The following is an 18,546-nucleotide window of genomic DNA, read 5'->3' on the forward strand; positions in this document are numbered from 1 at the left end:
CATGGGCGTACGCACCTGGATCGACTCCTGGCCGGTCTACCGCCAGCTCAAGGGAACCGACCCCCTGGGCCTCGGCGCCGCCGTCAGGAGCGGGCGCAGCGCGCGGCTCGCGCCCCGGGTGGCCACGGCGGACCGGATCGTGAAGTCGGTGTGCCCGTACTGCGCCGTCGGCTGCGGTCAGAACGTCTACGTCGAGGACGGACGCGTCACCCAGATCGAGGGCGACCCCGACTCCCCCGTCTCGCGCGGCCGGCTGTGCCCCAAGGGCGCCGCCAGTCTGCAGCTGACCACCGGCGGCGCGCGCGAGCACCACGTGCTCCACCGCCGCCCGCACGGCACCGCCTGGGAACGCCTCGACCTCGACACGGCGATGGACATGATCGCCGACCGGGTGATCGAGGCCCGCCGGGCCGGCTGGCAGTGGGAGGTGGACCAGGCCCGCACCCGGCGCACCATGGGCATCGCGAGCCTCGGCGGGGCCACGCTGGACAACGAGGAGAACTACCTCATCAAGAAGCTGTTCACCGCGCTGGGCGCCGTCCAGATCGAGAACCAGGCCCGTATTTGACACTCCTCCACCGTTCCCGGTCTGGGAACCTCGTTCGGCCGCGGCGGCGCGACCACCTTCCAGCAGGACCTGCAGCACTCCGACTGCATCGTCATCCAGGGCTCGAACATGGCCGAGTGCCATCCGGTCGGGTTCCAGTGGGTGATGGAGGCCAAGGCCCGCGGAGCGAAGGTGGTCCACGTCGACCCGCGGTTCACCCGCACCAGCGCGCTGGCCGACGTGCACGTGCCGCTGCGGGCCGGCTCGGACATCGCCTTCCTCGGCGGGATCATCAACCACGTCCTGAGCGGTGACGCGTACTTCCGGGACTACGTGGTCGCGTACACCAACGGGCCGGTGATCCTGCGGGAGGACTTCCGCGACACCGAGGACCTCGACGGCGTCTTCTCTGGGCTCGACCCCGACAACCGCAGCTACGACCCCGGCACCTGGCAGTACCACGGCACCGAGGCGCGGGCGGCCTCCGGGCAGCGCGACCAGCGGTTCGGTGGGAGCGTCCGGGCCGACGGCTCCGTCTCCGGGGCCGCGCGCGGCGAGTCCCACGGCTCCGGCGGCCCCGCGATCTCCCGGACCGAACCGGAGCGCGACGAGACGATGACCCACCCGCGCTGCGTCCTGCAGGTGCTCAAGCGGCACTACGCGCGCTACACGCCCGAGATGGTGGAGCGGGTCTGCGGGGTCCCCCGGGACCTCTTCCGCCAGGTGTGCGACCTGGTCACCGAGAACTCCGGACGGGACCGCACCACCGCCTTCGCGTACGCGGTCGGCTGGACCCAGCACACCACCGGCGTCCAGTACATCCGCGCGGCCTCCGTGCTGCAGTCCCTGCTCGGCAACATCGGCCGGCCCGGCGGCGGCATCCTCGCGCTGCGCGGCCACGCCTCCATCCAGGGGTCGACGGACATCCCCACGCTGTTCAACCTGCTGCCCGGGTACATCCCGATGCCCCACGCCCACCACGACCGGGACCTGGAATCCTTCGTCCGGGCCGACGAGGCGGGCAAGGGCTACTGGGGCAACATGCGGGCCTACCTGGTGAGCCTGCTCAAGGCGTACTGGGGTGACGCGGCGACCGAGGAGAACGACTTCTGCTTCGACTACCTGCCGCGGCTGACCGGCTCCCACTCCACGTACGAGACGGTCATGGCCCAGTTGGAGGGCACCTGCAAGGGCTACTTCCTCATGGGCGAGAACCCCGCGGTCGGCTCCGCCAACGCCAAGCTGCAGCGCCTGGGCATGGCCCGCCTGGACTGGCTCGTCGTACGGGACTTCTCCCTCATCGAGTCGGCCACCTGGTGGCAGGACGGTCCGGAGATCGAGACGGGCGAGCTGCGCACCGAGGACATCGGCACCGAGGTCTTCTTCCTGCCGGCGGCCGCGCACACCGAGAAGGACGGCAGTTTCACCAACACCCAGCGCCTGCTGCAGTGGCACCACCAGGCCGCCGAGCCGCCCGGCGAGGCGCGCAGCGACCTGTGGTTCGCCTTCCACCTCGGGCGGATCATCCGGGAGAAGCTCGCCGCGTCCACCGATCCGATGGACCGGCCGCTGCTCGACCTGACCTGGGACTACCCCACGCGGGGCGAGCTCGCCGAGCCGGACGCCGAGGCCGTCCTCGCCGAGATCAACGGGCGCGACGCCGGGGGCGCCCCACTCGCGGGCTACGAGCAGCTCGAGGGTGACGGATCCACCTCCTGCGGCTGCTGGATCTACTGCGGGGTGTACGCCGACGGCGTCAACCAGGCCGACCGCCGCAAGCCGGGCGACCGGCAGGACTGGGTCGCCGGCGAGTGGGGCTGGGCCTGGCCCGCCAACCGCCGGGTGCTGTACAACCGCGCCTCGGCCGACCCGGAGGGCAGGCCGTGGAGCGAGCGCAAGGCGCTGGTGTGGTGGGACGCGGAGCGCGGGGAGTGGACCGGGCACGACGTCCCCGACTTCCAGAAGGACAAGCCCCCCGGCCACCGGCCCCCCGAGGACGCGACCGGGCCCGAGGCGCTGTCGGGCACTGACGCGTTCATCATGCAGGCCGACGGCAAGGCGTGGCTGTACGTGCCGTCCGGCCTCACGGACGGACCGCTGCCGACGCACTACGAACCGCAGGACTCGCCGTTCCCGAACCTGCTGTACCGGCAGCAGCGCAACCCGGTGCGGCACCTGCTGCCGCCGCATCCGGACAACCGCTACCAGCCGAGCGGCGGTGAGCCGGGCACCGAGGTGTTCCCCTACGTGGCCACCACCTACCGGCTCACCGAGCACCACACGGCGGGCGGCATGTCCCGCTGGCAGCCCTACCTGGCCGAGCTGCAACCGGAGTTCTTCTGCGAGGTGTCACCGGAACTCGCCGCCGAGCGCGGGCTGGAGCACACCGGCTGGGCGACGATCGTCAGCGCCCGCGCCGTCGTCGAGGCGCGGGTGCTGGTCACGGACCGCATGGCGCCGCTGACCGTGCACGGCCGCACCCTGCACCAGGTGGGGCTCCCCTACCACTGGGGCCCGAACGGCTACAGCACGGGCGACGCGGCCAACGAGCTGCTGCACCTGTCCCTGGACCCCAACACGCAGATCCAGGAGACGAAGGCGTTCGCCGTCGACATCCGGCCGGGCCGCCGCCCGAGGGGCCCGGCCGCCCTGGAACTGGTGCGCGGCTACCGGGAGCGGGCGGGTATCGACGAGCGCACCGGCACCGAGCCGTGAGCGGCCCGCGTCCGCCGGCTCACCTGAGGACGACGGAGTGCGCCCCCTTCGGGACGAGCTCCCCGACGACCGGGGCGCCCGGAACCTCGCCCGCCACCAGCAGACCGCCCGAGGTCTGGGCGTCGGCCAGGAGCAGACGGGTGTCGTCGTCCGCGGACCCGAAGTCGGTGAACGGCGCCACCCACTCCAGGTTCCGCCGGGTGCCGCCGCTGACGTAGCCGTCCCGCACCGCCTCGCGGGCCCCGTCGAGGTAGGGCACGGCGGCGGTGTCGACCACGGCGGTCACGTCCGAGGCGCGGGCGAGCTTGTGCAGGTGGCCGAGGAGGCCGAAGCCGGTGACGTCGGTGGCGCACCTCGCCCCGGCGGCCAGGGCGGCGGCCGAGGCGTCCCGGTTGAGCGCCGTCATCGTGGCCACCGCCTGCTCGAACCGCTCGCCGGTGGCCTTGTGACGGTTGTTCAGCACCCCCAGTCCGAGGGGCTTGGTGAGCGACAGCGGCATCCCCGGACGGCCGGTGTCGTTGCGCAGCAGCCGGGCCGGGTCCGCCAGACCGGTGACGGCCATCCCGTACTTGGGTTCCGGGTCGTCCACGCTGTGTCCGCCGCCCACGTGGCAGCCCGCCTCGGCGGCGACGTCCAGCCCGCCGCGCAGCACCTCGCGCGCCAGCTCGAAGGGCAGGACGTCCCGCGGCCACGCGAGGAGGTTGACGGCGAGGACCGGGCGCCCGCCCATCGCGTACACGTCGGACAGGGCGTTGGCGGCGGCGACGCGCCCCCAGTCGTAGGGGTCGTCGACGACGGGGGTGAAGAAGTCGGCGGTGGAGACCACGGCCCGGGCCGGGCTCCCGTCCCGCTCGGGCAGGGCGACCACGGCGGCGTCGTCACCGGTGGCCAGCCCGACCAGGAGCGGGGTGTCGCCGGGGGGCGGCCCCGGCCGGGCGAGGCCGCCGAGCACGTCCTCCAGCTCTCCGGGCGGGATCTTGCAGGCGCAGCCGCCGCCGTGGGCGAACTGCGTGAGGCGTACGGGCGTCCGGGTCGGCGCGGGGGTCGGGGAGTGCATGTCTGGCTCCTGTCGGAGGAACGGGTGCGGGTGCCGTGATGACGAGGGGGTGCCGGGGTAGCCTGGGCGGGCGGTGGAGGCGTGTGGGTGCCTGGTGGCCCTCCCGGTCTTCAAAACCGAGGTGCCCGAGGATCTCGGGCAGGCGGGTTCGATTCCCGTCCGCCTCCGCTCCCCGCGCCGGACCGGCAGCGCCGGCGCAGGTCGTCCACCCGTTCGGTGAGGCCCCGTCCGTCCAGGAACTCCAGCAGCGGTACGGCCACCCGGCGCGTGGTGTCCAGCGCCCGGCGGGCCTCGCTCAGGGTGAACGGCTGCGGAAGGCCTCGCAGGACGGCGGCGGCCCGGGCGTCCGCCCCCGGCAGCAGGACGACGCCGTCGCCGACCCGCAGCAGCGCGCCCGCGGCGACCGCGGCGGCCAGTTCCCTGCGTCCGAGCCCCAGTTCGGCCAGCCGGTCGGCCTCAGGGGCGCGGAACGGGGTCCGCTCCAGCTCCCGCCGCACGGCGTCGACGGCGGCCCGGACCGGCGGCGGGAGGGCGGGGCCGTCGTTCCCGGGGCCGTGCAACCGCCCCTGGCCGCGGCGCAGTCGTACGGTGCCCGGGTGGTCGGCGAGCGCGTCGACCAGGGCCCGGTCGGGCAGGCCGAGCAGGCGCCGGGCGGCCTCGGTGGGCAGGCCGGGGTCCAGCGGGTGCCGTGCCGCGTGGCGTTCCACCTCGGCGCCCAGCCGGTCCCGCAGCGCCGCCCAGTGCTCCGGGTCGGCCAGCCAGTCCCCGGCGACCGGCGGCCCGGGGGCGCACGCGCCCATGGCCCGGAGGTCCGCCCGGCGGACGAGCCGGCGCCGTCTCAACTCCGCCGCGCCGTCCGGGCGGCCGGTCATGTCCGCCAGTTCGGCCGCCCTGGCCCGGGCCGCCCCGCGCCGGGTCAGTTCCGGCGGCCGGACGTCCAGCACGGTCACCCCGCACGGCACGCGGCTCCCGCCGGGTTCCCGCAGCACCGCCCGGTCGCCGATCCGCAGCGGCAGCCTCCGGGCCAGGGTGAGCCGGGCGGTGTCCGCCCCGAGCGGCCGGACGGCCACCGGTACCGCCGCGGTGCCGAGGTGCAGGGCGGCCGTCCGGGGGAGCTCGTCGACGGGCGTCGGCCCCACCCGGGCGTCGATCGTCGCGGTCAGCAGCCAGCGGTCCGGCGTCAGCAGCACCTGTCCCCGGCCGAGCACGCCGTCCGGGGCCCCGTGGACGTTGACGGCCACGCGTGCCACGCCGCCGACGGCGGACCGGTCCTGGTGCAGGCACTGCAGCCCGCGCACCCGCAGCGCGGTCGTGCCGTCCCCCGCCACCAGCCGGTCGCCGACGCGCAGGGTGCCCGCGCCCAGGGTGCCGGTGACGACCGTGCCGTGACCGCGCACGGTGAAGGCGCGGTCCAGCCACAGCCGCACGTCCGCGTCGGCGGGCGGGACGGGCAACGCACGGGCCAGCAGGGACAGTTCCCCGCGCAGCTCGTCCAGTCCCGCACCGGTCACCGCGCTCACCGCGACGGACGGCACGGTGCCGAGGGAGGTGGCGGCGATGCGGCGGACGGCGTCCGCCCGCACGGGCTCCGGGTCGGCCAGGTCACCGCGGGTCACGGCGAGCACCGCGTGGCGGACGCCGAGGGCGTCCAGGATCTCCAGGTGCTCCTGCGACTGCTCCTGCCAGCCCTGGTCGGCGGCGACCACGAACAGCACGGCGGGGACGGGCCCCACGCCGGCCAGCATGGTGGCGACGAACCGCTCGTGGCCCGGCACGTCGACGAGGGCCAGGTGCTCGCCGTCCGGGCCGTCGAGCCGCGTCCACACGAATCCGAGGTCCAGGGTCAGGCCCCGGCGCCGCTCCTCCGCGAACCGGTCGGGTTCCATCCCGGTCAGCGCCCGGGCCAGGGCGGACTTGCCGTGGTCGACGTGCCCGGCGGTGGCCAGCACCCGCATCCGCCTACCTCCCCGCGGCCGACCGGACCGCCCCGGCCAGCCGCTCGTCGTCCCGTTCCGGCACCGCCCGCAGGTCGAGCAGGCACCGCCCGGCCTCCAGGCGTCCCACCACCGGTACCGGCCCGGTGCGCAGGGCGGCGGCCCAGCGCTCGGGCAGTGACAGGGCGGCACTGGGCAGCGTCACGCCGGGCGCCCCGCCGCCGCCGACCGTCGCGGAGCTGCCGACGGCCCGCACGTCGATGCCGTCGGCGCCCAGCAGGGCGGCGAGCCGCTCGGCGCGGCGCAGCAGCGACGCCGGGTCGGCGGCGAGGGCCTCGCCGGTCGGGGTCCCGGGCCCGGTGAGCGTCGCCTCCAGTGCGGCCAGGGTCAGCTTGTCCACGCGCAGGGCGCGGGCGAGCGGGTGCCGGGACAGGGTGCGGACGGTCTCCTCCCGTCCCAGGAGCAGACCGCACTGCGGGCCGCCCAGCAGTTTGTCGCCGCTCGCCGTGACGAGGGCCGCCCCGGCGCGCAACCGGCTCTCGGCGTCCGGCTCCTCGGGCAGCAGCGGGTGGGGGGCCAGCAGTCCGGAGCCGATGTCGACGACGACCGGGACGCCCAGCGGCGCGAGTTCGCCGACCTCCGCGGCGCGCGTGAACCCGGTGATCCGGAAGTTGGAGGGGTGCACCTTCAGCACGAAGGCCGTGTCCGGACCGATCGCCCCGGCGTAGTCGGCGGCGGTGGTGCGGTTGGTGGTGCCCACCTCGCGCAGCCGGGCGCCGGTGGACACCAGCAGGTCCGGCAGCCGGAAGCCGTCGCCGATCTCCACCATCTCGCCCCGGCTGACGACGATCTCCCGTCCGGCCGCGAGCGCGGTGGCCGCCAGCACCAGTGCGGCGGCCCCGTTGTTGACGACGTGTGCCGCGGCGGCGGACGGCACCCTCTCGCGCAGGGCGGCCAGCGCGGTGCGGCCCCGCCGGGCCCGTACGCCGGTGTGCAGGTCCAGTTCGACGTCGGTGGGCCCGGCGGCCTCCTGCACCGCCCGCCGGGCGGCCGCCGACAGCGACGCCCGGCCGAGGTTGGTGTGCAGCAGCACGCCGGTGGCGTTGATCACCGGCCGCAGCCCGCTCGCCGAGCGCGGCAGCAGGGCGACGGCCGTGTCGGCCACCGCCTCCGGCTCCACGGCGCCGTCCCGCGCCCGTTCCTGCGCCCGGTGGACCGCCGACTTCACCGCGTCGGCCCCGAGCCGGCGTGCCGCCTCCCGCAGCCGCGGATCGCGCAGGACGGCGTCGGTGCGCGGGATCCGCCGTCGTGCGTCCGGGCCGGGTTCCCGCGGCGCGTTCCCCGCCTCCCCGGGCGCGCCGTCCCCGGTCCGTCCACCGCTCCGTTCGGTTGTGACCCACTGGTCCACCCGGTTCCTCCGTTCGGGCCCGGTCGCAGGCCGGTCGGTCCTTCATCGTCCTCCAGCGTCCGCGCACGGGAGGGCGACACGCCGGACCGGCCGTGGACGCGGGGCGGCCGGACGGGCCGTCGGGTGGGCTCAGGAGCGGTCTTCGGCGCCGTCGTCGGCTCCGGCGCCGCGGCGGTCGGCCCGGCGCCGGGTGCCGGGCAGCATCTCCTGCACCTTGGCCTTGAACCCCTGCTTGACCACGGAGGCGCGGTCGCTGTCGCCGTGGAGGATCGCGGAGGCCGCGGCCTCGATCTGGTCCAGCTCCGCGTGCGGCGGGATCGGCGGCACGGCCGGGTCGGTGCGGAAGTCGATGACGAAGGGCCGGTCGGCCGCCAGCGCCCGGTCCCAGGCCTCCTCGACCTGCTCGGGCTTCTCCACGCGCACGCCCTCGAGTCCGATCCGCTGCGCGATCTCGGCGTACGGCAGGTCGGGAATGTGCTGCGACTCCTCGAACTGCGGTGCCCCGGACATCGCCCGCATCTCCCAGGTGACCTGGTTCAGGTCCCGGTTGTTGAGGACGGCCACGACCAGGCGCGGATCGGACCACCGCTGCCGGTACTTGGCGGCCGTGACCATCTCCATCATGCCGTTCATCTGCATGGCGCCGTCCCCGACGAGGGCGATGGCGGGCCGCTCGGGGTGCGCGAACTTGGCACCGATGGCGTACGGGACGCCGGGCCCCATGGTGGCCAGGGTGCCCGACAGGGAGCCCCGCATCCGACCGCGCAGCCGCAGGTGGCGGGCGTACCAGTTGGCGGCGGAACCGGAGTCGGCGGTGACGATCGCGTCGTCGGGGAGCCGCCCGTCGAGGGCGTGCACCACGTACTCCGGGTTGATCGGGTCGGCGTCCACGGCGGCGCGCCGCTGCATGACCTCCCACCAGCGGGCGACGTCCTTCTCGACCTTCTCGCGCCAGGCCCGCTCCTTCTTGCGCCGCAGGAGCGGCAGGAGCCGGCGCAGCGTCTCGCGCGCGTCGCCGACGAGGTTCACCTCGAAGGGGTAGCGCAGGCCGATCATGTGCGGGTCGATGTCGATCTGCACGCCGCGCGCCTGGTCCAGCTCCGGCATGAACTGCGTGTACGGGAAGCTGGAGCCGATCATCAGCAGGGTGTCGCAGCCCTGCATCAGCTCGTAGGAGGGACGGGTGCCGAGCAGGCCGATGGCCCCGGTGACGTAGGGCAGGTCGTCGGGGAGCACGTCCTTGCCGAGCAGCGCCTTGGCGACGCCGGCGCCGAGGACGTCCGCCAGTTCCTCCACCTCGGCGCGTGCGCTCCGGGCGCCCTGGCCGATGAGCACGGCGACCTTCTCACCCGCGTTGAGGACCTCGGCGGCCCGCTGGACGTCCGCGTCGGCGGGCACCGGGGCGTACTGGCCGATGCCCATGCTCGACGGGACCATCTTGAAGGCGTGCGTCGGGGGGCTGTAGTCCAGTTCCTGCACGTCGGCGGGGATGATGACGGCGGTGACCGTGCGCCGCGCGTACGCGGTGCGGATGGCGCGGTCGATGAGGTTCGGCAGCTGCTCCGGCACCGTCGCCGTCTCGCAGAAGTCGGAGGCGACGTCCTTGTACAGGTTCTGCAGGTCGACCTCCTGCTGGTACGAGCCGCCCATCGCGCTGCGGTTGGTCTGCCCGACCAGCGCGACGACCGGCACGTGGTCGAGTTTCGCGTCGTACAGCCCGTTGAGCAGGTGGATCGCGCCGGGGCCCGAGGTGGCCGCGCAGACGCCGACCTTGCCGGAGAACTTCGCGTATCCGACGGCCTGGAACGCGGACATCTCCTCGTGCCGGGACTGGACGAACCTCGGGTCGTCGTCGGCCCGTCCCCACGCCGCCAGCAGACCGTTGATGCCGTCGCCCGCGTAGGCGAAGACGTGGTCCACGTCCCACTCGCGCAACCGCTGGAGAATGTAGTCGGACACCTTCATGCCGGCCATCGACCTTCCGTTTCCGCTGGTGCGCGCCCGCGCGCTCCGGCCGCGCACCACGCCGCCAGGAGGCTGACGGGTTCCGTGCGGCCTCCGGCACAAACGTCAGCGGTCGGTGTCGTCGGGGTTTCCCCCCTCCTCCTTGTCCGGGGTGAGGCCGCCCTGTTCGTGCAGGGGGGTGCCGTCCCGGGCGAGGCGGTCCGCGAGTTCGTCGACGAACAGCCGGCGACGGTCGACCGCGTGGGTGCGGTAGGCGGTGCGGCCGACGATCTGGCTGGTGATGGGCGCGTTGAACAACTGGAAGAGGGCGACGAGCAGGAGCACCGGGGCCTCCCCGAGGGGCCGGTGCACGGCCGCTCCGACCAGGATGAGCAGGAGGCCGAGGGTCTGTGCCTTGGACGCCGCGTGGAGACGGCTCACGGTGTCCCGGAAGCGCAGCAGCCCCACCGCGCCGAGCAGGCAGAAGCACGCGCCGGTGAGGAACAGGACGGCGGTGACGACGTCGCGCAGGACGGTCATCGCATGCCTTTCCGCTTCTCGACGAGGTGCGCCGCGGTCACCGATCCGATGAAGGCCAGCAGGGCGAGGACCACGAGCACGGGAAGGGCGGTGCTGTCGTCGCGCATCGTCATGCCCACCGCCGTTCCGGCGATGACCATGGTGACGACGACGTCGAGCGCCATGATGCGGTCCAGCGCACGTGGACCGCGCACGAGGCGCACCAGGGTGAGCAGACCGGCCGCGATCAGCACGCCCAGCGTGACGGTGTACAGGTGGGTCATCGTCGTCTCCCTCGGTGGTCCGGTGGTGTGCCACCCGTCGGGTCGGAAGGCGGGTCGAACGGCGGATCGGGGGGTGGGTCGGGGGGTGGGTCCGACGGCGGATCGGGCCGTGGTCCGCGCCCGGGCGGGCCGTGGCGGTGCCCGACGGACCGTGCGACCCGGCGCTCCAGGTCCTGTGTCTCCTTCTTCCTGCGGACGATGGTCCGCAGGTCGCGGACCGGGAGCGTGTGGACGTACAGGCGCCTGCGGCGACGGTCGATCTCGATGACCACCGTGCCGGGGGCGATCGTGGTGATCTCGGCGACGACCGTGATCAGCACGTCGTTGTCGACGTGCAGGGGGACCTCCATGATCGCGGAGCGGGTCCGCCCGCCGTGCCGGACGGCCGCCCAGGCGACGGTGACCCCCGACCTGACGAGGTCGGCCAGCAGGTGGAACAGCAGGGCCCCGATCCACAGCGGCCGGGGCACCACTCCCGGCAGCACGGTCGGCAGCGGGAAGATCATGGCGCCGGCGCCGGCGAGGAGCAGCCCGCCGATGAGCACGACCGCGCTGGTGGACCCCCACAGCAGCATCCACAGCAGCCACAGCCACACGACCAGCGGCAGGTGGTGCAGGATCCGGCGGAAGCTCTCCCCTCGGCTCAACGGTGCTCCCCCTCCCCCAGGACGACGGACCGGTACGCCTCGGGACGCAGCAGGTCCTCGGCGGCCCGCTCGCCGATGCGGGCCAGCGGCCCGGCGAGGACGGCGACCGCCACCCCGGTCAGCACCATGCCGGCCGTCGAGGCGAGCATCAGCCGGGCCCCGCCCACGCCACCGGGGGTCGGCTCGGGCGCCTGGGCGGCCGCGAGCCTTCCGGACGCGCTGTGCCCGGTGTGCTCCGGCTGCCCCGCGAAGGCCGTGGTCCACACCCGCGTCATGGCGTAGAGCGTGAGCAGGCTGGTGACCAGGGCGGCCGCCGCGAGGGCGTAGGCGGCCGCGCCCCCCTGGGCGACACCGGCCTGGAGCAGGGCCAGCTTGGCGACGAAGCCGGAGAACGGCGGGACCCCCGACAGGCTCAGTGCCGGTACGGCGAACAGCACGGCGACGGCGACGCCCGGTGGCGGCCCCTTCGTCATGCGGGGCAGCGACGCCGTTCCCACCCGGATCACGGCGAGGCCGGCGGCGAGGAACAGCCCGGCCTGGACGACGATGTGATGGATGATGTAGAGGATGGTGCCGGTCAGTCCCCGGACGTCGAACAGCGCGATGCCGAACAGCATGAAACCGATGTGGCTGACCAGGGTGAAGGACAGCAACCGGTTGATGTCGTCCTGGGCGACGGCGCCGAGGATGCCCACGATCATGGTGATGATCGCCGCGCAGGTCAGGACGGGCCACACACCGCCGCGCGGGAACAGCAGGGTCTCGGTGCGCAGCACGGCGTAGACGCCGACCTTGGTCAGGAGCGCGGCGAACACCGCGGTGATCGGCGCGGGAGCGGTGGGGTAGCTGTCGGGCAGCCAGAGGTGGAGCGGGATGATCGCCGCCTTGATGCCCAGGACCACCAGCAGCAGCACGGCGAGCGTCCCGCGCAGCCCGTCCGACAGCTCCGCGAGCCGCGGCCCGAGCTGGGCCAGGGTGACGGTGCCGGCGGCCGCGTACACCAGGGCGATCAGGGTGATGAACAGGATGGACGAGGTGAGGCTGACGATCGTGTACGTCATGCCCGCACGGGTGCGGTTCTCGTCGGCGTCCACGGTGATCAGGACGTAGGAGGCGGCGAGCATCACCTCGAAGGCGACGAAGAGGTTGAACAGGTCGCCCGTGAGGAAGGCCAGGCTCACCCCCGTGACGAGGACCAGGTAGGCGGGGTGGAAGACCACGGCCGTGCGGCGGCGTTCCTCCGCGGTGCCCTGGCCGATGGCGAAGAGCAGCACGGCCAGCGCGACCAGCGTCGACACGGTGAGCAGCAGGGCAGACAGCCGGTCGGCGACGAGGGTGACGCCCAGCGGCGCGTGCCAGCCGCCGACGTGCAGGGCCTGCGGGCCGCGGGTGTCGGCGAGCACGAGCAGCGCCAGCGCGTCGGCCGGGACCAGCGTCAGTACGGCGGCGCTCAGCACCCGCACCGCGCGGGGGGACAGGCGGAGCAGGGACAGTCCGGCGCCGAGGGCCGGCAGCAGGACGGGCAGGGCCAGCAGCGCCGCCGTCATCGCTCGCCTCCACGCCGTGTGCCGTCGTCGGCCGGGACCGCGTCGGGCTCGGGGTCGGGGTAGGTGTCGTGGTCCTCGTCGGCGCGTTCCCGGAGGGTGCCGATGCGCCGGTCCTCCGGGTCGTCGGGGACCTCGTCGCTGCCGGTCAGGTGCCAGGACCGGTAGGCCAGGGCCATGAGGAAGGCGGTGAGGCCGAAGGTGATCACGATGGACGTCAGCGCCATGGCCTGGGGCAGCGGGTCGGCGAACCGGTCGGGGTCCGAGGTCGTGCCGTCCAGCACCGGAGGGCGGCCCGGCGTTCCTCCGCCGACCAGGAGCAGCAGGTTCGTGCCGTGGCCGAGGATGACGAAGCCGAGGACGATGCGCATCAGCGAGCGCTGGAGCATGAGGTAGAAGCCGATGGCGAAGAGGCCGCCGACCACGAGGGCCAGTGTCACGTCGATCGTGTTCACCGTCGGCCGCCCTCCTTGTGCCGGTCCCGGTTCCCGGTCCCGTCCCCTTCCCCGGTCCGGTCGTCGTCAGCGTCGTCATCGTCATCGTCGTCGTCCGTCTCGGCCCTGGGGGTGTCGAGCGAGACGCCCACCGCCGACAGCAGCCTGAGCGTGACGCCGACGACCAGCAGGTACACGCCGATGTCGAAGAACAGGCTGGTCGCGAACTCCAGCGTGCCCAGCACCGGCGGGTGGAGGGTCACCACCGTGCTCTCCAGCGGCACCCCGCCGAGGGCGAGCGGGAGCAGACCGACGACGGTCGCCAGCATCAGCCCCGAGCCGACGATCACGCTCGCGCGCACCCGCACGGCGGCCCCCAGGTCGGCGCGTCCTCCCACCAGGTACCGCAGCACGAACGCCTGGCCCGCCACCAGGCCGCCGGAGAACCCCCCGCCGGGGCCGTAGTGCCCGGAGAACAGCAGGTACACCGAGAGCAGCAGGATCGAGGGGAACAGCAGCCGGGTGGCCACCTCCAGCAGGACCGACCGCTCGCCGCCGGGCCGCTCGCGCGCGCCCGGCAGCCAGGTCTCCACGGGTTCGTCCCAGTGCGCCGTCGGGAACGGGCGGCCGACGCGGTCGCCGGTGTCCCGCACCGCGCCGGGGCCGCCCACCCTGACCAGGCTGGCGACGCCCACCGCCGCGACCAGGATCACCGAGATCTCGCCCAGCGTGTCCAGCGCGCGGAAGTCGACGATGATCGCGTTGACGATGTTGTGGGCACCGGTCTCCGGCGTCCGGGGCACGTACTCCGCCGAGATCGCCGGCCCCGTCCGCGCGGAGGAGGCCACCAGGGACAGGCAGGTGACGAGGACGCCGATCGCCCCGGCCGCCACGACCCGTACGGCGCGCGTGCGGGTCAGCGTCCGGCCGGGATCGAACCGGGCCGGCATCCGGCGCAGCACCAGCACCACCACGACCAGCGTCATGGTCTCCACCAGGAACTGGGTGAGTGCCAGGTCCGGCGCTCCCCGGACCAGGAAGATCACGCCCACTCCGTAGCCGACGGCCCCGGACAGCAGGACGCCGGTCAGCCGGTACCGGGTGACGACCACCGCCGCCGCCGCCGTCAGCACCACCACCGCGAGGAACGGTTCGCTCGGCGACCACCACCACTGCGGTGAGCCCGGCGAGGGCGCCGCGGCCACCAGCGCCGCGCCCGGCACCGCCACCATGACGGTCAGCAGCACCGTCATGTAGACCGGCAGCGAACCGACCTGGGTGTGCCCGGTCAGAACCACGGCCAGCCGGTCCACGGCCGCCACCGCACGGTCGAACGCGCGCTGCACGTCCGGCAGTCGGGGCAGGCGCCACCGGTCGCCCCGCACCAGGTGGAGCAGGACACCGAGGAGGATGGACAGCATCGACAGGCCGAACACGGCGGTGAAGCCGTGCCAGAGGGACAGCTCGTACGGGCCGTGCGGGCCCGGCGGATAGGCGTCGGCGTAGGGCGTGGTGAGGGCCGCGGTGCCCGCGTACCACATGCCGAGGACCAGGGTCGCGGCCGACAGGACGGCCACGGGCGCGACGAACCCCGGGGCCGGCCGGTGGGCGCGGGCCGCCACGTCGCCGGGGGGCCCGCCGAAGGCGCCCTGCACGAAGCGGGCTCCGTAGGCCACGGTCAGCAGGGAGCCGAGCAGGAGCGCCGCCGTCAGCCAGAGGTGGCCGCCGAGTTCCGTGCCGTGCAGGAACGCCTCCACCGCGGCCTCCTTGCCCAGGTACCCGAGCAGCGGCGGCAGGCCGGCCATCGAGGCCACGGCCACGGTCGCGACCGCGCACAGCACGGGCATGCGGCGGCCGAGGCCCGACAGTTCGCGGATGTCGCGGGTCCCCGTGGTGTGGTCCAGGATGCCGACCGACAGGAACAGCGCGGACTTGAACGCCGCGTGGGCGAGCAGCATGACCGTCCCGGCCAGCGCCGCGGTCCGGGTGCCCGCCCCCAACAGGGCGGTGAGCATGCCCAGTTCGCTGACCGTGCCGTAGGCCAGCAGCATCTTCAGGTCGGTCGCGCGCAGCGCCCGCCAGGCGGCGAGCACCAGGGTGACCAGACCGACGACGAGCACCAGGGGCCGCCACGGGGGCACGTCCGCCAGGGCGGGTGCCAGCCGCGCGACGAGGTAGACGCCCGCCTTGACCATCGCGGCCGCGTGCAGGTAGGCGCTCACCGGGGTGGGCGCCACCATCGCGGCGGGCAGCCAGCCGTGCAGTGGCATCTGGGCGGACTTGGCGAACGCCCCGATCAGCACGAGCACCACCGCGACGGAGACGGCCGTGCCGCGCGGGGGCTCGGCGAGGATCCCCGCGACGCTGTAGGTTCCGGCCGCCTGCCCGAGCATGATGAAGCCGAGCAGCATGACCAGACCGCCGCCCGTGGTCACCAGCAGCGCCTGCCGGGCGGCGCGCCGCTGCTCCGCCGCCTCGCCGCGTTCGGCGATGAGCAGGAACGAGGCGACCGTGGTCAGTTCCCAGAAGACGTAGAGGACGAACAGGTTGTCGGCCAGGACGAGTCCGGTCATCGCGCCCGCGAAGGCCAGCAGCGTGGCGGCCAGCCGGCCGGCGTCGTGCTCGACGTAGTACCGGCAGTACAGCAGCACCAGGGCGCCGACCCCGGCGACGATCCAGAGCATCAGCAGGGCCAGGGTGTCCAGCCTCAGCTCGACGGTCAGTCCGAGCGAGGGCGCCCAGGACAGGGACTCGCGGTACTCCCCGCCGTCCAGCACCCGCGGCGCCCGCGTGCCCGCCCAGACCACGGCCGCCAGCGGCACCAGGGCCGCCACGAGCCATACGGCACGGCCGAGCCGTCGCTGCCACCAGGGGAGCACCAGCGCGAACCCCGCGTGGGCGGCCAGCAGGAACAGCACCGCCGCACCAACTCCTCCGTCAACTCCCGGTTCGCCGACCCGTCCGGTTCCCCGGTGCGGGCCGGGCCCGTCCCGCTCGGCTCTGGCGGTGTACCCCGGTCGGCTTCCCAGGGTGCCCCGTGCCGTCGGAATCAGTCTCAAAGGTGCGGCAGACGGACGTATCGAACGCGTGCGGCGCGCGGTCCCCCTGCACGTCACGTACCGCGCCGGAGGCCGAAGCCCGGTTCGGCTCCGGTGCCGTGCGCGTCACCGGGGCCGAAGGGAACCGCGGGAGCCGGCCGACTGCCCGGCGGCCCCGGCCAGGACCAGGCCGGCGGCCAGGAGCAGTCCGTTCGGCAGGACCATGCCGGTCACCGTCCCGGCGATGCCCGCCAGGAGCAGCAGCCAGGCTCCCGTGCGCCGGCGTCCACGCGCACGCGCCCGGGGCGGACGACTCCCTTCCCGCGTTCCGCGCGGGCCGGGCTCGTCGCGCTGCGCGGGGAGCCCGGTGGCGTCGAGCCGCTCGTCGCATCCGGACATGATGCCTCCCTCCCGGGCTGCGGGGACGTCCGCGGGGGGGTGGGTCGTGATCCCACCGAACGGCATCGCCCCTTCACCGTAATCGTACATACGTTCGCCTTGGGGCGCTCGTCCCTTTCACCCTCCTTCGCCTCACGTTCCGAAGCCGTCGGGTCCGGCACCCAGATGTCCCGGTGCCGACCCCCGGAAAGGCCGGAGGACCGGAAAGGCCGGAGAACCGGAAAGAGGAGTGCGGCGCGGTCGCCAGGGACGGCACCGCCGCCGCACCGACCGCCCGCCCCGGTGACCGTGCGCGTCAGAGGGACGCGGTCGGGGTCATGCCGTGGGGCTGAGTTCGTTCAGGATGCGGACGACCTCCTCGTCGTCGACCTGGTCGAACTCCTCGTACCACCGGCCGACGGCCCGGAAGTCCGGCGGCTGGTGCAGGCAGATCAGGTCGTCGGCCTCCGCACGCATCAGGTCCGCGGTGCCCGGCGCGCCGACCGGCACGGCGAGGACCAGTCGCGCGGGACCTCGCCGACGCAGGTGGCGCAGGGCGGCGCGCGCGGTGACGCCGGTGGCGAGTCCGTCGTCGACGAGGATCACCGCCCGGTCCGCGACGCGGGGCGGCGGCCGGTGCCCGCGGTAGCGGCCCTCGCGGCGGTGCAGCTCGGTCCGTTCCCGGGCCACGTCCGAGCCGAGGCGGTCCTCGCTCAGCCCCAGCATCTCCAGCGCCCGCCGGTCGTACAGCGGCGGGTCGTCACCGACGATCGCGCCGATCCCGGTCTCCGGCCGGCCGGGCACGCCGATCTTGCGGGCGACCAGCACGTCCAGCGGTGCCCGCAGGGCTCCGGCGACCTGCGCCGCCACCGGCACTCCCCCACGGGGAAGCGCGAGGACGAGGGGGTCCACGAGGTCGCCGTCGGCGGCCCACTCCATCAGCCGGAGGGCGAGTTCCTCGCCTGCGTGCCGGCGGTCGCGGTAGCGCATGGGCGGCGCCTGCCTTCCTCTGCCCGAGCTCCCTGCGGGGGCGCGGTCACGACGACGGCGCCCGCCCTGTCCGACTTACGGGGTTTCCTCCCGGGAAATACCGAAACGGGCTCCGGGTCTCCGGGTCTCCGGGTCCCCGGGGCCTGGGTCCGGTCGGGTAGGGGGCCGCCGGACCGGGTACCCGGCCGGATCGACGGGCACCTCAGGGAGGTGACGGCGCATGATCTCCGAGAGCGTGATCGTTCCCTCGGGGAAGGCGGAGCTGGCCGGTGACCTCGTGATCCCGGCGGGTGCGCGCGGCATGGTGGTGTTCGCGCACGGTAGCGGCAGCTCACGCCTCAGCCCCCGCAACCGTGCGGTCGCCGACGCGTTGCACCGGGCCGGGTTCGGCACGCTGCTGATGGACCTGCTGACCGAGGACGAGGAGCGCCGCGACTCGGTGACCGCCGAGCACCGTTTCGACATCGGCCTGCTGGCCCAGCGGCTGGTGGGCGCCGTCGACTGGCTCGGGCAGCGACCGGACACCGCGGACCTTCCGGCGGGTCTGTTCGGGGCGAGCACGGGCGCGGCCGCGGCTCTGGTGGCTGCGGCCGAGCGTCCGAGGAGGGTGTCCGCGGTCGTGTCGCGCGGCGGGCGGCCGGATCTGGCCGACGCGGCGCTCCCCCTGGTCGCGGCCCCGGTGCTGCTCGTCGTCGGCGGTGACGACGAGACGGTCCTCGACCTCAACCGCCGGGCGGCCGGGGCGCTGTCCGCGACGCACGCCGTCCACGTGGTGCCGGGGGCGACCCACCTCTTCCCCGAGCCCGGTGCCCTGGAAGAGGTCGCCGAAGCCGCCGCCGACTGGTTCCGCGACCACCTGGGCGACGGAGGCGGGGGCACCCGCTGAAGCCGCGACCGGCCGGCCCGGACGGACGTCCGGTGGCCGACGACATCGTCGCACGGCCCGGTCCACGTCGGTGCCGAGCGCCGCGTCCCGGTGGCCGGTGCGCGCCGGAGGGCGCCCGTCGAGCAGGGGGAGGTGCCCGTCCGCCGCCTCCCGCCCGCGCGTGTTCCGGGACGAGCGGTCCGGCCCGTGGGGCCGCCTCGATCGGCGCCTCGGCCGCGGGG

General features: G+C 74.5%; 13 protein-coding genes, 1 tRNA gene and 1 pseudogene. 3 read left to right on the forward strand and 12 right to left on the reverse strand.

The genetic code is table 11. The features are described 5' to 3' along the window. Position 1: 1 nt before the first annotated feature. Complete coding sequence (gene fdh, locus FHS37_RS27470) at positions 2-3,262, forward strand: formate dehydrogenase (protein WP_229889902.1); 3,261 nt, start codon at positions 2-4, stop codon at positions 3,260-3,262. A 19-nt stretch (positions 3,263-3,281) separates the two neighbouring features. On the opposite strand, the gene selD is transcribed toward fdh, so the two are convergent. After that, positions 3,282-4,319 carry a selenide, water dikinase SelD gene (gene selD, locus FHS37_RS27475; RefSeq protein WP_184826009.1) on the reverse strand — a complete coding sequence of 346 codons (1,038 nt, stop codon included), beginning with the start codon at positions 4,317-4,319 and terminating at the stop codon, positions 3,282-3,284. A gap of 75 nt (positions 4,320-4,394) precedes the next feature. On the opposite strand from selD, the gene FHS37_RS27480 reads away from it, so the two are divergent. Further along, positions 4,395-4,487: transfer RNA gene (locus FHS37_RS27480), tRNA-Sec, on the forward strand. 35 nt (positions 4,488-4,522) lie between these two features. Here FHS37_RS27480 and FHS37_RS27485 read toward each other — a convergent pair. The 11 genes and pseudogenes from FHS37_RS27485 to FHS37_RS27535 form a co-directional block, all read right to left on the reverse strand. After that, a pseudogene (locus FHS37_RS27485) lies at positions 4,523-6,274 on the reverse strand (SelB domain-containing protein); the annotation flags it as partial. 4 nt (positions 6,275-6,278) lie between these two features. After that, positions 6,279-7,553: an L-seryl-tRNA(Sec) selenium transferase gene (selA, locus tag FHS37_RS27490; RefSeq protein WP_184826086.1), complete on the reverse strand. Its 1,275-nt coding sequence runs from the start codon at positions 7,551-7,553 to the stop codon at positions 6,279-6,281. A 237-nt stretch (positions 7,554-7,790) separates the two neighbouring features. Continuing rightward, positions 7,791-9,626 (reverse strand): thiamine pyrophosphate-requiring protein, encoded by a 1,836-nt coding sequence (locus FHS37_RS27495; protein ID WP_184826088.1) that lies wholly within the window; start codon positions 9,624-9,626, stop codon positions 7,791-7,793. A 105-nt stretch (positions 9,627-9,731) separates the two neighbouring features. Further along, positions 9,732-10,145, reverse strand: a complete 414-nt coding sequence (mnhG, locus tag FHS37_RS27500) for a monovalent cation/H(+) antiporter subunit G (protein ID WP_184826011.1) — start codon at positions 10,143-10,145, stop codon at positions 9,732-9,734. After that, positions 10,142-10,408 carry an MrpF/PhaF family protein gene (locus tag FHS37_RS27505; RefSeq protein ID WP_184826013.1) on the reverse strand — a complete coding sequence of 89 codons (267 nt, stop codon included), beginning with the start codon at positions 10,406-10,408 and terminating at the stop codon, positions 10,142-10,144. Before FHS37_RS27505 ends, mnhG begins: the two co-directional genes overlap by 4 nt. After that, a complete protein-coding gene (locus FHS37_RS27510) occupies positions 10,405-11,055 on the reverse strand; it encodes a Na+/H+ antiporter subunit E (protein ID WP_229889903.1) in 651 nt (216 codons plus the stop codon). Before FHS37_RS27510 ends, FHS37_RS27505 begins: the two co-directional genes overlap by 4 nt. Then, the gene (locus FHS37_RS27515) at positions 11,052-12,602 is read right to left on the reverse strand and encodes a Na+/H+ antiporter subunit D (protein ID WP_184826015.1); all 1,551 of its coding nucleotides are present in this window, start codon (positions 12,600-12,602) and stop codon (positions 11,052-11,054) included. The genes FHS37_RS27510 and FHS37_RS27515 overlap by 4 nt, the downstream gene beginning before the upstream one ends. Beyond that, the gene (locus FHS37_RS27520; RefSeq protein WP_184826017.1) at positions 12,599-13,054 is read right to left on the reverse strand and encodes a Na(+)/H(+) antiporter subunit C; all 456 of its coding nucleotides are present in this window, start codon (positions 13,052-13,054) and stop codon (positions 12,599-12,601) included. The genes FHS37_RS27515 and FHS37_RS27520 overlap by 4 nt, the downstream gene beginning before the upstream one ends. Then, positions 13,051-15,951 (reverse strand): Na+/H+ antiporter subunit A, encoded by a 2,901-nt coding sequence (locus FHS37_RS27525; RefSeq protein ID WP_184826019.1) that lies wholly within the window; start codon positions 15,949-15,951, stop codon positions 13,051-13,053. The genes FHS37_RS27520 and FHS37_RS27525 overlap by 4 nt, the downstream gene beginning before the upstream one ends. Positions 15,952-16,197: 246 nt before the next feature. Then, positions 16,198-16,470, reverse strand: a complete 273-nt coding sequence (locus FHS37_RS27530) for a hypothetical protein (protein WP_184826021.1) — start codon at positions 16,468-16,470, stop codon at positions 16,198-16,200. Between the two features lie 315 nt (positions 16,471-16,785). Then, the gene (locus FHS37_RS27535) at positions 16,786-17,439 is read right to left on the reverse strand and encodes a phosphoribosyltransferase (RefSeq protein ID WP_184826023.1); all 654 of its coding nucleotides are present in this window, start codon (positions 17,437-17,439) and stop codon (positions 16,786-16,788) included. Positions 17,440-17,659: 220 nt separating this feature from the next. Between FHS37_RS27535 and FHS37_RS27540 the strand changes: the two genes are divergently transcribed. Next, entirely contained in the window at positions 17,660-18,325 is a 666-nt protein-coding gene (locus FHS37_RS27540) for a dienelactone hydrolase family protein (protein ID WP_184826025.1), read from the forward strand. Positions 18,326-18,546 lie beyond the last annotated feature (221 nt).

It is taken from the genome of Streptomyces griseomycini, from assembly GCF_014203535.1.
GTDB lineage: Bacteria > Actinomycetota > Actinomycetes > Streptomycetales > Streptomycetaceae > Streptomyces > Streptomyces griseomycini.

Excerpts from the sequence above, each read along its gene's own strand:
- FHS37_RS27535 (WP_184826023.1), bottom strand. The coding sequence starts at position 17,439 with ATGCGCTACCGCGACCGCCGGCACGCAGGCGAGGAACTCGCCCTCCGG.
- FHS37_RS27495 (WP_184826088.1), bottom strand. The coding sequence starts at position 9,626 with ATGAAGGTGTCCGACTACATTCTCCAGCGGTTGCGCGAGTGGGACGTG.
- selD (WP_184826009.1), bottom strand. The coding sequence starts at position 4,319 with ATGCACTCCCCGACCCCCGCGCCGACCCGGACGCCCGTACGCCTCACG.
- FHS37_RS27515 (WP_184826015.1), bottom strand. The coding sequence starts at position 12,602 with ATGACGGCGGCGCTGCTGGCCCTGCCCGTCCTGCTGCCGGCCCTCGGC.
- FHS37_RS27540 (WP_184826025.1), top strand. The coding sequence starts at position 17,660 with ATGATCTCCGAGAGCGTGATCGTTCCCTCGGGGAAGGCGGAGCTGGCC.
- mnhG (WP_184826011.1), bottom strand. The coding sequence starts at position 10,145 with ATGACCGTCCTGCGCGACGTCGTCACCGCCGTCCTGTTCCTCACCGGC.
- FHS37_RS27530 (WP_184826021.1), bottom strand. The coding sequence starts at position 16,470 with ATGTCCGGATGCGACGAGCGGCTCGACGCCACCGGGCTCCCCGCGCAG.
- FHS37_RS27505 (WP_184826013.1), bottom strand. The coding sequence starts at position 10,408 with ATGACCCACCTGTACACCGTCACGCTGGGCGTGCTGATCGCGGCCGGT.